Below are 13,485 nucleotides of genomic sequence, written 5' to 3' on the forward strand. Positions count from 1 at the left end.
TCAGCGCAGCAGCGCCGCAACCATCCCGTCCAGAATGTCGGACTCGCTGACCCGCAGGGTGTCCGTGCCGACCCTGCGCGCCAGCCGGTCCAGGATCAGCGCACCGCCGGCCAGCACCTCGGCGCGGCGCGGCGGGATCGGTCCCCGGTCGATCAGGTCGGCGATGGTGCTGGTCTCGATCTCCCGGCACACCAGGTGCAGCCGCTCGACCGAGATCTGCGCGCCGTGCACCCGCGACCGGTCGTAGCTGCCGAGGCCCATCGCGAGCGCGGCCACGCTGGTCGCCGTCCCGGCGACGCCGAGCCAGGTCCGCGCCGCACCAAGATCAATATCGGCCCCGTCGAGCTGCGCGTCGACCTCGGCCTCCGCGGCGGCGATCTCGTCGGGGGTGGGCGGGTTCCCGGGCATCAGCCGCTCGCGCAGGCGTACCGAACCGATGTCCAGCGACACCGCCTGCTCCACCCGGCCGGCGCGGCCCAGCACCAGCTCGGTCGAGCCGCCGCCGATGTCGGCCACCAGCGTCGGGTCCCGCACCTGCGCCGCTCCCGCGATCGCCCCGGCGAACGACAACCGGGCCTCCTCCTCGCCGGAGATGATCTCCGCCTCGACGCCCAGGCGCTCCCGCACCCCGGCGAAGAACTCCTCGCGGTTGCGCGCATCCCGCGCGGCCGACGTGGCGACGAACCGCGTCCGCTGCACGGGTACGCCGAAGCCGGCCACGATCTCGGCGTACTCTCCCGTCGCGGCCAGCGTGCGGGCCAGCGCGTCCGGGGCGAACTCCCCGGTCGCGTCCACGCCCTGGCCGAGCCGGACCAGCTCGAGCTGGCGGTGCAGCTCGACCGGCGCTCCGTCCTCGCCGGGCTCGGCGACCAGCAGCCGGATCGAGTTGGTGCCGCAGTCGATCGCCGCGACCCGCTCCGCGCTCATCGCCCGGCCTGCTCGACCAGGCACGGGCGGGCGAGCCAGTCGGCCAGCCGCTCGACGACCTCGTCACCGAGCGGATTCACGCCGGGACCCTTGGCCAGCGCGTGCGCGGCCAACACGTGCAGGCACTTCACCCGGTCGGGCATCCCGCCGGCCGACACGCCGGCAATCTCCGGCACCTCACCCAGCGCGGCCCGGTCGGCGAGATAGGACTCGTGCGCCGCCCGATAGCCCGCGGCCAGCTCCGCATCCTCGCCCAGCCGCCGGGTCATCTCGGCCATCAGGCCCGAGGCCTCCAGCGTCGAGCAGCCCGCGATCAGGCTCGGGCAGGTCAGGTAGTAGGTGGTCGGGAACGGCGTACCGCCCGGCAGCCGCGGCTCGGTCATGATCACCCCGGGGCGGCCGTCGTGGCAGCGCCACGCCACCCGCACGACGCCGCGGGGGCGCCGCTGCAACTGCGCCTCCACGACATCGGCGTCCGCCTCGGTGAAGGTGTCGGAGGCGCTCATCCGCCCTCGTCGTCAGTGGTGATCGGCGGCCGGTCGGCGGGATTCTCCGTCGGCTCGGGGGGCGGCGCGGGGTGATCGGCGGCCTCGATGCTGCCCCAGGCCTTGCCCCACCAGGGCACGACGGGCGGGAGGTCGCTCGCCGGGGTGCGCCGGTCGGAGTCGATGCTCGCGCCGATGCCCTGGCCGTCCGGCCCGATCACCCGGAAACCGGTCTCGCCGGGCACCACCCAGCCCAGCCGTTCCCGGGCCTGGGCGCGGACATAGTCCTCGTCCTGCCACCGCGACAGGTCGGCGTTCAGATCATCGATCGTCTGCTGGCGCCGCTCGGTCTCCAACTGCAGCGCGGCGATCTCGGCCTCCTGGTCCAGATAGATGCGCACGCTGTTGGCGTAGGAGATCATCAGCACCGCCAGCACCACCAGCAGCGCGATCGCCCGCGGGGTCACGCCGACACCGCCCGGCAGCGTCAGCCACGGCCGCCGCCGACCGTCCGGCGAGGCCGAACCCGTCGACCCCGCCGGCGCCTGCGGCGACGCGCTCACGGGCCGACGATCGGTCCCCGTCCGGCGGGCCCGCGTGCGGGTACGCGTCGGGCCGGAATTGTCCGGCCGCCCCGTGGGGCGACGCCTACTGGTGGGAGCCACTGATCCAGTTCACCATGCGCCCGGTGATCGGCGAGGTTCCCGCGCCGGGCGCCACCGGCCCTCAGCGGGCGCTGAAGCGCGGGAAGGCGGACGCGCCGGCATAGGTCGCGGCGTTCTCCAGATCCTCCTCGATCCGCAGCAGCTCGTTGTACTTCGCGACCCGCTCCGAACGCGCCGGGGCACCGGTCTTGATCTGTCCGCAGTTGGTGGCGACGGCCAGGTCGGCGATGGTGGTGTCCTCGGTCTCGCCGGAGCGGTGGCTCATCATCGCGTTCATCCCTGAGCGCTGGGCGAGGCTGACCGCGTCCAGGGTCTCGGTGAGCGTACCGATCTGGTTGACCTTCACCAGCAGCGCATTCGCGGCGCGCTTCTCGATGCCGGTACGCAGCCGCTCGACATTGGTCACGAACAGGTCGTCGCCGACGATCTGCACCTGCTGGCCGATCTTGGCATACAGCGCCGCCCAGCCGTCCCAGTCGTCCTCGGCCAGCGGGTCCTCGATCGAGACGATCGGGAAGTCGTTCAACCAGCCGGCGTAGATCTCGCCCATCTGCTCGGCGGTCTGCGACTTTCCGTCGAACCGGTAGGCCCCGTCTGTGAAGAACTCGGTCGCCGCGACGTCGAGGGCCAGCGCGATGTCGGTGCCGAGCTTCAGGCCCGTGGACTCGACCGCCTCGGCGATCAGCTCCAGCGCCGCGCGGTTCTGCGGCAGGTTCGGCGCGAAGCCGCCCTCGTCGCCGAGCCCGGTCGCCAGCCCCTTGGCCTTCAGTACCGACTTCAGCGCGTGGTAGACCTCCGTACCCTGACGCAGCGCCTCCCGGAAGCTGGGCGCGCCGATCGGCGCGATCATGAACTCCTGGACGTCGACATCGGAGTCGGCATGCGCGCCGCCGTTGAGGATGTTCATCATCGGCACGGGCAGCACGTGGGCATTCGGGCCGCCGACATAGCGGTAGAGCGGCAGGTTTGCCGACTCGGCCGCGGCGTGGGCGACCGCCAGCGAGACCCCGAGGATGGCATTCGCGCCGAGGTTCGCCTTGTTCGGCGTACCGTCCAGCTCGATCATCACCTCGTCGATGTAGCGCTGCTCCGACGCCTCGTAGCCGACGATCTCCTCGCCGATCGCGTCGATCACGTTGTCGACGGCCTTCAGCACGCCCTTGCCGCCGTAGCGGGCCTTGTCGCCGTCGCGCAGCTCGACGGCCTCGAACTGGCCGGTCGAGGCGCCGCTCGGCACGGCCGCGCGGCCGACCGAGCCGTCGTCGAGCAGGACCTCCACCTCGACGGTGGGGTTGCCGCGGGAGTCGAGGATCTCGCGGGCGTCAACGAATTCGATGGATGCCACGGGCAGGCCTTTCCGAGCGGGGTGCGGAGTCCGGCCTCAGCCTAGCGATCCGATTCGGCGGCGGCGATCCGGTCCTCGAGCTCGCGCAGCGCCCCGCGTACCGCCTGGTCGGCGTCGACGCCGCCGGCCTGCGCCCGCGCGACCAGGGCGAGGATCTGCTGCCCGACCTCCTCGGCCGTCACCGGTTCGGCAGGCAACTCGACGGGTACGCCGTGCGAGCGCGAGCGGGAGATCACCTTCTGCGCCCTGGCCAGCGCGGGCATCGGCGGGATGCCCTGCAGCGCCGAGGTGCGGCCCTTCTCGGCACGCTTGCGCTGCTCCCAGGTGGCGTGCAGATCCTCGGGCACGGCGCCGTCGCCGAACACATAGGGGTGGCGCCGGACCAGCTTGTCCGCGACCCCACCGGCGACCGCCTCGATGTCGAAGGCTCCGCGCTCGGTGGCGATCTCGGCGTGGAAGATCACCTGCAGCAGCAGGTCGCCCAGCTCCTCGCGAAGATCGGCATCGCCGCCCTCCTCGATCGCCTCGACGAGCTCATGACTCTCCTCGATCAGGTAGGAGACCAGGGATCGATGGGTCTGCTCGGCGTCCCACGGACACTCGGCGCGCAGCCGGTGCATCACGGCGACCAGCCGATCCAGTTGGCTCGGCGCCGGCTCGGTCACGGATCAGGCCGCGGCGGGCGCGGGCACCGACAGCGATCCGGTGCTGACACCGTCCAGGCCGCCGGTCTGGTAGCTCCACGAGCCGTAGGCCGGGTTGATCGTCAACGGCACCTGCTGGCTCAGCTCGAGATAGGCCGGCGCGCCGAGCTTCTGCTGCACCAGCGCGGGGTCGATCAGGTCGTCCAGGAAGTCGCGGGCGGCCGGGTCGGCAGCGAGCTGGGAAAGGATCGGGGCGTTGGCGGTCGCGATGAACTTGGCCCGATCGTCGGGGGTGATCGTGGTGTTGGTGGCCGCGGCGACATCGTCGGCGATCTGGCCGCCGATCAGCGTGGCGGCGACGGCGCGGGTCGAGACCGCCCCGGGCTCGGCCTGCAGCGCACGCTCGACGACGGCGGTCGCTTCCGACAACTCGCCCGTGGTGATCCGCTGACCGCCGACATCGGCGACGGTGGCCGGCGAGCCGGCACAGCCTGCCACCCCGAGCATCGCCACGATCATCACGGCCACTGCGGCCAGGCGCTTGGTCATCGTTCTCCTTCGCTCACGCATCCGCACGGCATGGTACGCGACCCCGCGCAGCCGCCTCACCATCGCGGTACTGCCGCCACCATTCGCCGGGTCCGCCCGCCCGATCGGCGCGTCGGTCCAGTCCAGCGCTTAATCGATTGCCGCCGCGCGTGCGCGCGGCGCTTGATCAGATCCAGCAGGTCGCCGGCAGGGCGACCGCCCTCATGAAAGGTCCTGTCATGTCTTCGATCCGACACTCGTCTGCGCCCGATCCCGCGCACTCGCGCGGCGCACGACTCGCGCTCGTCGTCGGCGCTCTCGCCGCGCTGGGCGTGCCACTCCTCGTCGCCGGTCCCGCCGCGGCCGACGACACGGACCTGATCGACCGCGAGAACGTCTCGCTGCGTACCGAGGACGCGGTCACCGTCCCCGGCGCCGAGGCCCTCGGCGAGGAGGTGCTTGCACAGGTGCTCGAGCGCACCGGCGGCGCGGGCACCCCGGGCGAACGCCTGGAGCGCCTGGCCGGACAGGGCAGCGACGTCCAGGTCCGGGTCAGCGCCGCCACCGGTGACTGGGCCGAGGGGGTCAGCGTGGTCACCGCGCAGGCCGGGGTGGACGCGATGCCGGAGGCCTGGGTCTACCTGGCCCGGCAGGTCGACGGCCGCTGGACCGTCGCGCTCGAGGGCGACCCGCAGTTCGCCGACTTCGCGACCGAGAGCGCAACCCTCGACGACGAGGCGCGCGACACGCTGAGTGGGTACGCCCGGGGCGCGCGGGTCCCGGCCGGGACCACCTCGACCGACCTGGGGATGCAGTTCCCGGTGAAGAAGGGCACCTGGTTCAACCTGACCGGCGGCCCGCACGGCTGGAGCGGGAGCGGCGCCGAGCCGCAGAGTTCGATCGACCTCTCCGGCAGCGACGGCACCGTCCGCAGCGCGCGCGGCGGGCGGGCCTATGTGGTGTGCTCGGGCATGACCCGGGTGATCCACAACAACGGCTTCTCGACTGACTACTACCACATGTGGAACCAGAAGAACCTGAACGGCGGCATCGGTCAGGACGTCGTGCTCGGCACCCAGGGCACCAACGTCACCTGCGGTGGCATCGCGCGCGGCGCGCACTTGCACTTCGCGATCCGCAGCTACTCCGACCCGAACGCGGCCGGGAAGTACGTGGACTGGAACGGCTACCGGATCAACAACCACGAGATCACCGGCGGCAACTACTCCGGCAAGACGGTCGACGTGACCAACGGCAACGTGAACTACACGCCCGCCCGCACCTACAACTACTGATCAACATCCCGGAGCCGCCGGGCCGGCAGCGCGTCCGGCCCGGCGGCGGGTGGTTCGGACTGGGCGAGCTGGGGCCCGGGTTCAACCCGCGACGGGCGCCAGTACCGGCGCCAGGATGTCCTCGACCACCCCGGTCGCCCAGCGCAGCAGCTCGTCGTCGGTCGGCGGCGGGCCGCCGACCCGCTCGGCCTGCGGCCGCGGGACCAGGATGATGCCGGTCTGTTCCTTGATCACCGAACGCGGGTGCAGCCGCTTCAGCCGCAGCGTGCGCGATTCGGGCAGGTGCACGGGGGCGAATCGGATGTAGTTGCCCTGCGCCACCACCTCGGTCAGCCCGGCCGCGCGCGCCGCGAGCCGGAACCGGGCCACCTCGATCAGCGTCAACACCGGCCCGGTCGGCTCGCCGTAGCGGTCCGTCAGCTCGGCCACCACGGCCGCCAGATCCTCCGGCGTGCGGGTCTCGGCGAGCCGCTTGTACATCTCCAGCCGCAGCCGCTCGGTCTCGATGTAGTCCTCCGGCAGGCGGGCGTCGACGGGCAGCTCGATGCGTACCTCCGGCTCCGGCTCGCCGCCCTCGCCGCGGAAATCGGCGACGGCCTCGCCGACCAGCCGGATGTAGAGATCGAAACCGACATCGGCGATGTGCCCGGACTGCTCGCCGCCCAACAGATTGCCGGCGCCGCGGATCTCCAGGTCCTTCATCGCGATCTGCATCCCGGCGCCGAGGTCGGTGTGCGCGGCCATCGTGGCGAGTCGATCATGGGCGGTCTCGGTCAGCGCCCGCTCCGGCGGGTAGAGGAAGTAGGCGTACCCGCGCTCGCGGCCGCGCCCGACGCGGCCGCGCAACTGGTGCAACTGCGACAGCCCGAGCAGGTCGGCGCGCTCGATGATCAACGTGTTCGCGGTCGAGATGTCCAGGCCGGCCTCGACGATCGTGGTGCACACCAGCACGTCGGCGCGGCGCTCCCAGAAGTCGACCATCACCTGCTCCAGCTTCGACTCGCCCATCTGGCCGTGCGCCGTCGCGACCCGCGCCTCCGGGACCAGCTCGGCGATCCGCCTGGCGGTCTTCTCGATCGACTGGACCCGGTTGTGGATGTAGAAGACCTGGCCCTCGCGCATCAGCTCGCGCCGGATCGCGGCGGCCACCTGCGCCTCGTCGTAGGGCCCGGCGAAGGTCAGCACGGGGTGCCGCTCCTCCGGCGGGGTGGCGATGGTGGACATCTCCCGGATGCCGGTGATCGCCATTTCGAGGGTACGCGGGATCGGCGTCGCCGACATGGCGAGCACGTCGACATCCATCCGCAGCCGCTTCAGGGCCTCCTTGTGCTCGACGCCGAAGCGCTGCTCCTCGTCGATGATCACCAGCCCGAGGTCTTTGAACGAGACCTCGCCGCCGATCAACCGGTGCGTGCCCACGACGACATCGATCGAACCGTCGGCGATGCCCTCGCGGACCTTCTTCGCCTCCGCCTCGGACTGGAAGCGGCTGAGCGCGGCGACCTTGACCGGGAAGCCGGCGTACCGGTCGGCGAAGGTGGCGTGGTGCTGCTGGACCAGCAGCGTCGTGGGCACCAGCACGGCGACCTGCTTGCCGTCCTGGACCGCCTTGAACGCCGCGCGGACCGCGATCTCGGTCTTGCCGTAGCCGACATCGCCGCAGATCAGCCGATCCATCGGCACCACCTGCTCCATGTCCTGCTTGACCTCGGTGATCGCGCCGAGCTGGTCCGGGGTCTCCACGTAGTTGAACGCATCCTCCAGCTCACGCTGCCAGGTCGTGTCCGGGCCGAACGCGTGCCCGCGGGTCGCCTGCCGGGCGGCGTAGAGCTTGATCAATTCCGCCGCGATCTGGCGTACCGCCTTGCGGGCGCGGCCCTTGCGCTTGGCCCAGTCCGCGCCGCCCATCCGGTCCAGGCTCGGGTTCTCCCCGCCGACGTAGCGGGTGACCTGGTCCAGGGAGTCCATCGGGACGAACAACCGGTCGCCCGGCTGGCCACGCTTGGACGGGGCGTATTCGATCACCAGGTACTCCCTGGTCGCGCCCTGCAGGCTGCGCTGCACCATCTCCACGTAACGGCCCACGCCGTGCTGTTCGTGCACGACCGCGTCGCCCGGCGTGAGCTGCAGCGGGTCGATCTGGTTCTTGCGCCGGCTCGGCATCCGGCGCTGGGACTTGTCCGCATTGCGCTGACCCGACAGGTCCGCCGCGGTGAAGACGGCCAGATTGGCCGCCTCGGCGACGAAGCCGGCGCGCAGGTCCGCGATGATCACGTTGACCACGTCGCCGGCCAGCTCGCCGGCTTCCGGGCCCTCGGCCGGCGCAAGCCGGGCCGCGATGTCGTGCTCGCCCAGCAGCTCGACCATCCGCTTCGCCAGCCCGGCCCCCTCGGCGGCCAGGGCCACCCGCCAGCCCGCCGCGAGCGCGTTGCGGATGTCGGCAACCGCGGCGTCCACATCGCCGCGCCACGGCTCGACCGCGCGCGCCCCGACCGATCTGCTCCGCACGCCGCCGATCTCGCCGACACCGGACAGATCGACGACCTCGCCGTCCTCGGTGCGGACCGGCTCGTCGGCCTCCCCCGGGCCGGCGGCGAACGGGCTCAGCGTCCACCACGCCAGCCCCCGATCCAACGCCTCGCGACGGACATCGCCGAGGTCGCGGTACGCCGAGGCGGCCAGGTCGATGGGGGCCCGCCCGCCGGCCGCGGCCGCCTGCCAGGAGGTCGCCAGGAACTCCTCGCTCATCGTCACCAGGTCGGCCGCCCGGCCGCGGATCAGCTCCGGGTCGGCGACCAGCACCAGCGTGTCGTCGGGCATCGCGTCGATCATCAGCTCCATGCCGTCGACCAGCGCCGGCGCCAGCGACTCCATCCCTTCGACGGCGTGCCCCTGGGCGATCCGTTCCAGCATCTCCGCCAGCTCGGGATGATCATCGATCAGCGCGGCGGCGCGAGAGCGTACCTGCTCGGTGATCAACATCTCCCGGCACGGGGAGGCGATCAGCTCGGCGACCGGTTCGCCCGAGCTGCGCTGGTCGGCGACGGTGAAGGTCCGGATCTCCTCCACGGTGTCGCCGAAGAAGTCGATCCGCAGGGGGTGTTCCTCGGTCGGCGGGAACACGTCGACGATCCCACCGCGGATCGCGAACTCGCCGCGTCGCTCGACCAGGTCCACCCGGGTGTAGGCGGCCGCGACCAGATCGCGGGCAAGATCATCGGGATCGTACTCGGCCCCGCTGATCACCCGCACCGGGCGCATCTGGGCCAGCCCCCTCACCTGCGGCTGCAGCAACGAGCGGACCGGCGCGACGACCACCCGCGGTGCGGGGAGTTGATCATTGCCGGCCAGCCGGCGGAGCACCGACAGACGACGGCCTACGGTGTCGGAGCGCGGGCTGAGTCGCTCGTGCGGCAGGGTCTCCCAGGCCGGGTAGTAGGCGACCTCGTCGGCCCCGAGCATGCTGGCCAGCGTCGCCGCCTGCTCCTCGGCCTCCCGATAGGTGGAGGTGACCAGCAACACGGGCCGGGTGGTCGCCAGCGCTGCCGCCAGGAACGGGCGCAGCGCGGCCGGACCGGTCAGGTCGAGCGCATCGACGGTACGCGAACGGGCGCCCTCGACCGCGCTGGAGATGGCGGGATCGGACGCGACGGCGGACACGAGAGCGGACAGGCTCACCGAGTCAGCCTAGCGCGGGCCACCGACCCGCGCGGACGCTAGCCTCGGGCGCCGGAGGTGCCCGTGACGACATTCGACACCCGACCGCTGACGGAGCCGGTCGACCCCGCGGAGGTGGCGCGGTTCCGGACCGAGATGACCCGTTCCGGCGACCCGCGCTGGCGCCCGCCCAACCCGTTCCGGTCGGTCATCATGATCGCGGTGATCGTGGTCTTCGGGTCCCAGGTGGTGTTCACCTGGAGCACGATGGCGATGGGCCGGATGGGTCCGGTCGGTTGGCTGCCGGTCCTCGCCGTCCTCGTCGTGATCGCGGCCGTCGGATTCCGGGCCGTGCGCGGCCGGGGCGGCCGCACCTGGCCCACCCACCTGCGGCTGTCCCGCTTCGCCCGGGCGAACGGCATGCAGTACTCGCCGCGCTCGAATCCCGCGGGCTTCCCGGGACTGATCTTCGGCCTCGGGCACGACCAGCGGGCCGAGCAGCACGTCTACGCGATGGCCGGACCCGTCGCCGACTGCGGCACCCACTTCTACGTCACCGGCTCGGGCAAGAACCGGCGCGAGCATCGCTGGCAGTACGCCGCGATCAGGCTCGAGTCCGCCCTGCCGCACATGCTGTTGGACGCGAAGGCGAACAACGGCTTCGGCAGCAATCTGCCGGTCAGCTTCACCGGCGACCAGCGGCTCTCCCTCGGCGGTGAGTTCGACCGGCATTTCGACCTCTACTGCCCCGCCGAGTACGGCTTCGACGCCTACTACGTGTTCACCCCGGACCTGATGGCGCACCTGATCGACCGCACGCATGCCTTCGACGTCGAGGTGGTCGACAACTGGATGTTCCTCTACACCCGCTTCGAACTGCCGGTGACCGATCCGGCGACCTGGCAGCGACTCGCCGCGATCCGCGACACGGTCGCCCGGCAGTTGCGGGACCGGTCGCGGACCTACCGCGACCGCCGCCTCGCGGCCGGTCCGCGCGCTGCCGCGCCCCCCGTCGCCGGGCCGCCCGCCGCGTTGGCCGGGACGCCGGCCGTCGCGGCGCCCCTGACCATCGCGCCGCAGGGCCGGCGGCTGCGCCGACGCTTCCGCTGGAGCTTCGTGGTGGTGGCCGTAATCCTCTTCGCGGTCTGGCTGTTCGGCGTCGTGGGCATGGAGGCGATCGTCCCGTGAGCCGCGCTCACCCGTCCGCCTCGGAATAGTGGGCGGCGAGCTCGGCCCGGCCGCGCAGGCCGAGCTTGGTGTAGATCCGGGTCAGGTGGTACTCGACGGTCTTGACCGAGACGAACAACTCCTCGCTCGCCTCCCGGTTGGTCGCGCCGCTCGCGACCAGTCCCGCGACGGTCCGCTCCTGCGGGGTCAGCGCGGCCAGCACCAGCGGCCGGCGGGTGCCGAGCCCGGCCGCGCGGAGCTCGCGGTCGGTACGCAGCAGCATCGGCTGCGCGGCCAGGCCGGCGTACAGCTCGCGGGCCTCCCCGAGCGCACCGACGGCCTCCTTGCGCTTGCCCGCCCGACGCAGCATCTGGCCGAGCGAGAGGCTGATCGACGCGCGCAGGACCGGTCGCGTGAGCTGGTCCAACTGCCCCAGCGCGGCCGCGTGCGCGGCCCGCGCCTCGTCGAGCCGACCCCGCGCCGCCAGCCAGCGGCCGCGGACCTCCCCCAGCCGGCCCAGCGAGGTCCGGTGGCCGCGGGCCGCCGCACGCTCCTCGTGCGGGCGCAGGAACACATCGGCACGCTCCAGCTCGCCGGTCGCGACGAGCGCGGAAGCCCAGGCGTGTTGCCACGGCCAGCAACCGGGCTCGTCGATGTCGCGGCGCCCGGCGAGTTCGGCGACCGGTTCCAGGGCACGCAGCACTCCCGGATGATCACCGCGTACCTCGGCGACCTGCGCGCGGGCCAGCGCCGCCGGGATCAGCGCGCAGGCGTACTCCCGCGGCACCGACCCGGCCGCGCGCAGGTGGCGTTCCGCGCGCTCGGTCGCGCCGCGCAGCGCATGCACCCGGGCCGCGCTCCAGTGCAACAGCGGGGCCTGCAGGTCGAGGCCCGAGCGTTGCAGCAGCGGCACCCGGCGCTCGACCGTTTCCAGGGCGGCGTCCCATTCGCCGAGCTCGTACAGGACCCGGGCCAGCCAGCCATGGGCCCACAGCGAGATGCGCGCGGAGCCGCCCCAGGTGCGAATGGCCAACGCCCGCTCCAGGTCCTGGCGGGCCTCCTCGTGGGCGTCCTGCGTCATTCGCAACCAGCCCCGGCCCATCCGGGCGCGCTGGGCCTGGGCCCCGTCGGGGATCTCGGCCATCACCTGGGCATAGGCCTCCTCGGCCTCGGCGAGCCGGCCGGCGCCCAGATGGCCGAGGCCGTAGAGCACCTTCGTCTCGATCACCGCCGAGGCGGTCGCGCCACCGAACTCGAGTGCCCGCTCCGACCAGGCGACCAGCTCCTCCGGCCGCCAGTCGCACAGCGCGTGCAGCGCTCGACGCTGGCTGATCAGCGCGGCCGTCGCCGCGTCCGCCCCGACGGTGCCGGCGGAGCCGGACCAGGCACGCTCATAGAGCAGCTCGGCCTCGCGCGCCCGCCCCTGCAGCGCGGTGAGATAGCCGATCACCGCATCCCGGCGGGCGACCGGGGTGAACCCCTCGATCTCCGGCGACAGCGCCGCAGCGGCGGGCAGATCCCCGGCCGAGACCAGCGCATCGACCGCGCGCAGCAGACACTCGGCCGGATCTCCGGCGATCCGGCTGACCATGATCAACATCTCGGCAGCGTCGGACCAGGCGCCGGCCAGCGCGAGCTGCTCCGCGCGCCGGATCACCGATGCGGCGAGCTCGTCGTCGCGCCCGACGGTCGCCAGGACGCGGTGCAACAGGCCGCGGTCGGCGCCGAGCACCCCACCCGCCTGCCGGTGCCACCGCACGCGCCGGGTCAGCGGTACGCGGTCGCGGACGGCGGCAAGCCCGAGCGGGCTGGCGAACTCGATCCGTCCGTCGACGTGGGGACACAGGATCCCCGCGCCCACCGCCCGGTCGATCGTCGGCAACAGCGCGGCCGCGGCGCCGGACCCGGCCGCCGCGAGCAGCATGGCCAGCTCGTCGCCCGATGTGCTCCGCCCGACCGCGCACAGCGTCGCGGCCGCCTCGGCCAGTTCGGTCACCTCCGGGGGCTCGCCGGCCAGCGCTCGGCGGAACGCTGCGACGACGGAACGCGGCGCCGGTAGTGGCACCCGGGGGTCGTCCCACAGCGAGTGCCGCGAGTCCAGCAACTCGATGATCGGCCCGGGACAGCCGGCCGTGTGCCGGGCCAGCCGACCCGCGCCGTACCCGCCGATGGCCCGCCCGCGCGAGGCGGCCAGGGATGCCACATCGGCCGGACCCAGCCCGGGCACGGCGATCGCCGTGTCGGCATGCGCGGCGCGCACCTCGGCGAGGCCGACCGGCCAACGTTCGGGGTCACCGGAGGCGACCAGGACGACCAGCACGGGCGCCGCGAGCCGGCGTACCGCACCGGACAGCGCCCGCAGCGAGGCGGTGTCGGCGTGCTGCGCGTCCTCGACGACGTGAGCGACCGGCCCGTCCGCGGCCGGCTCGGCGCAGCGCGCGGCGAGCCAGGCGGCCGCGGCATCGGGATCGGTCGCGGGATCCGGATGAGGCGCCCCGGCGGCGATCCCCGCGAGCAGGCTCGACTCCCAGTGCACGGCGGCGCGGCGGATCACCCGGGGTACGGGCTCCTCGGCCAGTGCGGCGTCGACGAGCGCGCTGGTGCCGACGCCGGCGGGGCCGTGCACCACGACCAACGCGGGCTCGCCGCCGCGGACCCGGGCCAGGACGGCTCGCAGCGCGGCCAGCTCGGCTCCCCGGCCGATCAGTCCGGCGGCGTCACCGGGCTGTGCTGACATGTCGGCACTGTAGTTGTCCCCACGCGGCGACGGGG

Annotated in this window: 10 protein-coding genes; 2 read left to right on the forward strand and 8 right to left on the reverse strand. The window is 72.9% G+C overall.

What is annotated here, in order from left to right; genetic code table 11:
* The 6 genes from ACXDC7_RS15540 to ACXDC7_RS15565 form a co-directional block, all read right to left on the reverse strand.
* Positions 1-927 carry a Ppx/GppA phosphatase family protein gene (locus ACXDC7_RS15540; protein ID WP_179445583.1) on the reverse strand — a complete coding sequence of 309 codons (927 nt, stop codon included), beginning with the start codon at positions 925-927 and terminating at the stop codon, positions 1-3.
* Positions 924-1,433, reverse strand: a complete 510-nt coding sequence (locus tag ACXDC7_RS15545; protein WP_179445582.1) for a DUF501 domain-containing protein — start codon at positions 1,431-1,433, stop codon at positions 924-926. The genes ACXDC7_RS15540 and ACXDC7_RS15545 overlap by 4 nt, the downstream gene beginning before the upstream one ends.
* Entirely contained in the window at positions 1,430-1,975 is a 546-nt protein-coding gene (locus ACXDC7_RS15550) for a septum formation initiator family protein (protein WP_179445581.1), read from the reverse strand. The genes ACXDC7_RS15545 and ACXDC7_RS15550 overlap by 4 nt, the downstream gene beginning before the upstream one ends.
* Before the next feature lie 163 nt (positions 1,976-2,138).
* Positions 2,139-3,422, reverse strand: a complete 1,284-nt coding sequence (eno, locus tag ACXDC7_RS15555; protein ID WP_459222671.1) for a phosphopyruvate hydratase — start codon at positions 3,420-3,422, stop codon at positions 2,139-2,141.
* A 41-nt stretch (positions 3,423-3,463) separates the two neighbouring features.
* Positions 3,464-4,042, reverse strand: coding sequence for a nucleoside triphosphate pyrophosphohydrolase (locus ACXDC7_RS15560; RefSeq protein WP_179446584.1), 579 nt, complete (start codon positions 4,040-4,042; stop codon positions 3,464-3,466).
* 48 nt (positions 4,043-4,090) lie between these two features.
* Entirely contained in the window at positions 4,091-4,615 is a 525-nt protein-coding gene (locus ACXDC7_RS15565) for a peptidylprolyl isomerase (RefSeq protein WP_179445579.1), read from the reverse strand.
* Positions 4,616-4,833: 218 nt separating this feature from the next.
* Between ACXDC7_RS15565 and ACXDC7_RS15570 the strand changes: the two genes are divergently transcribed.
* Positions 4,834-5,889 carry a M23 family metallopeptidase gene (locus ACXDC7_RS15570; RefSeq protein WP_179445578.1) on the forward strand — a complete coding sequence of 352 codons (1,056 nt, stop codon included), beginning with the start codon at positions 4,834-4,836 and terminating at the stop codon, positions 5,887-5,889.
* A gap of 81 nt (positions 5,890-5,970) precedes the next feature.
* On the opposite strand, the gene mfd is transcribed toward ACXDC7_RS15570, so the two are convergent.
* Positions 5,971-9,567, reverse strand: coding sequence for a transcription-repair coupling factor (mfd, locus tag ACXDC7_RS15575; protein ID WP_459222672.1), 3,597 nt, complete (start codon positions 9,565-9,567; stop codon positions 5,971-5,973).
* Between the two features lie 63 nt (positions 9,568-9,630).
* Here mfd and ACXDC7_RS15580 point away from each other — a divergent pair, with 63 nt between their 5' ends.
* On the forward strand, positions 9,631-10,734 hold the full coding sequence (locus tag ACXDC7_RS15580) for a hypothetical protein (protein WP_459222673.1): 1,104 nt from the start codon (positions 9,631-9,633) through the stop codon (positions 10,732-10,734).
* Between the two features lie 7 nt (positions 10,735-10,741).
* Here the strand turns inward: ACXDC7_RS15580 and ACXDC7_RS15585 are convergent, their stop codons facing one another.
* Positions 10,742-13,450, reverse strand: a complete 2,709-nt coding sequence (locus tag ACXDC7_RS15585) for a LuxR C-terminal-related transcriptional regulator (protein WP_459222674.1) — start codon at positions 13,448-13,450, stop codon at positions 10,742-10,744.
* Positions 13,451-13,485 lie beyond the last annotated feature (35 nt).

The organism is Naumannella huperziae (assembly GCF_054073625.1).

Coding starts and splice junctions, on each gene's coding strand:
- ACXDC7_RS15540 (WP_179445583.1), bottom strand. CDS start 927: ATGAGCGCGGAGCGGGTCGCGGCGATCGACTGCGGCACCAACTCGATC.
- ACXDC7_RS15545 (WP_179445582.1), bottom strand. CDS start 1,433: ATGAGCGCCTCCGACACCTTCACCGAGGCGGACGCCGATGTCGTGGAG.
- ACXDC7_RS15560 (WP_179446584.1), bottom strand. CDS start 4,042: ATGCACCGGCTGCGCGCCGAGTGTCCGTGGGACGCCGAGCAGACCCAT.
- ACXDC7_RS15585 (WP_459222674.1), bottom strand. CDS start 13,450: ATGTCAGCACAGCCCGGTGACGCCGCCGGACTGATCGGCCGGGGAGCC.
- ACXDC7_RS15570 (WP_179445578.1), top strand. CDS start 4,834: ATGTCTTCGATCCGACACTCGTCTGCGCCCGATCCCGCGCACTCGCGC.
- ACXDC7_RS15565 (WP_179445579.1), bottom strand. CDS start 4,615: ATGACCAAGCGCCTGGCCGCAGTGGCCGTGATGATCGTGGCGATGCTC.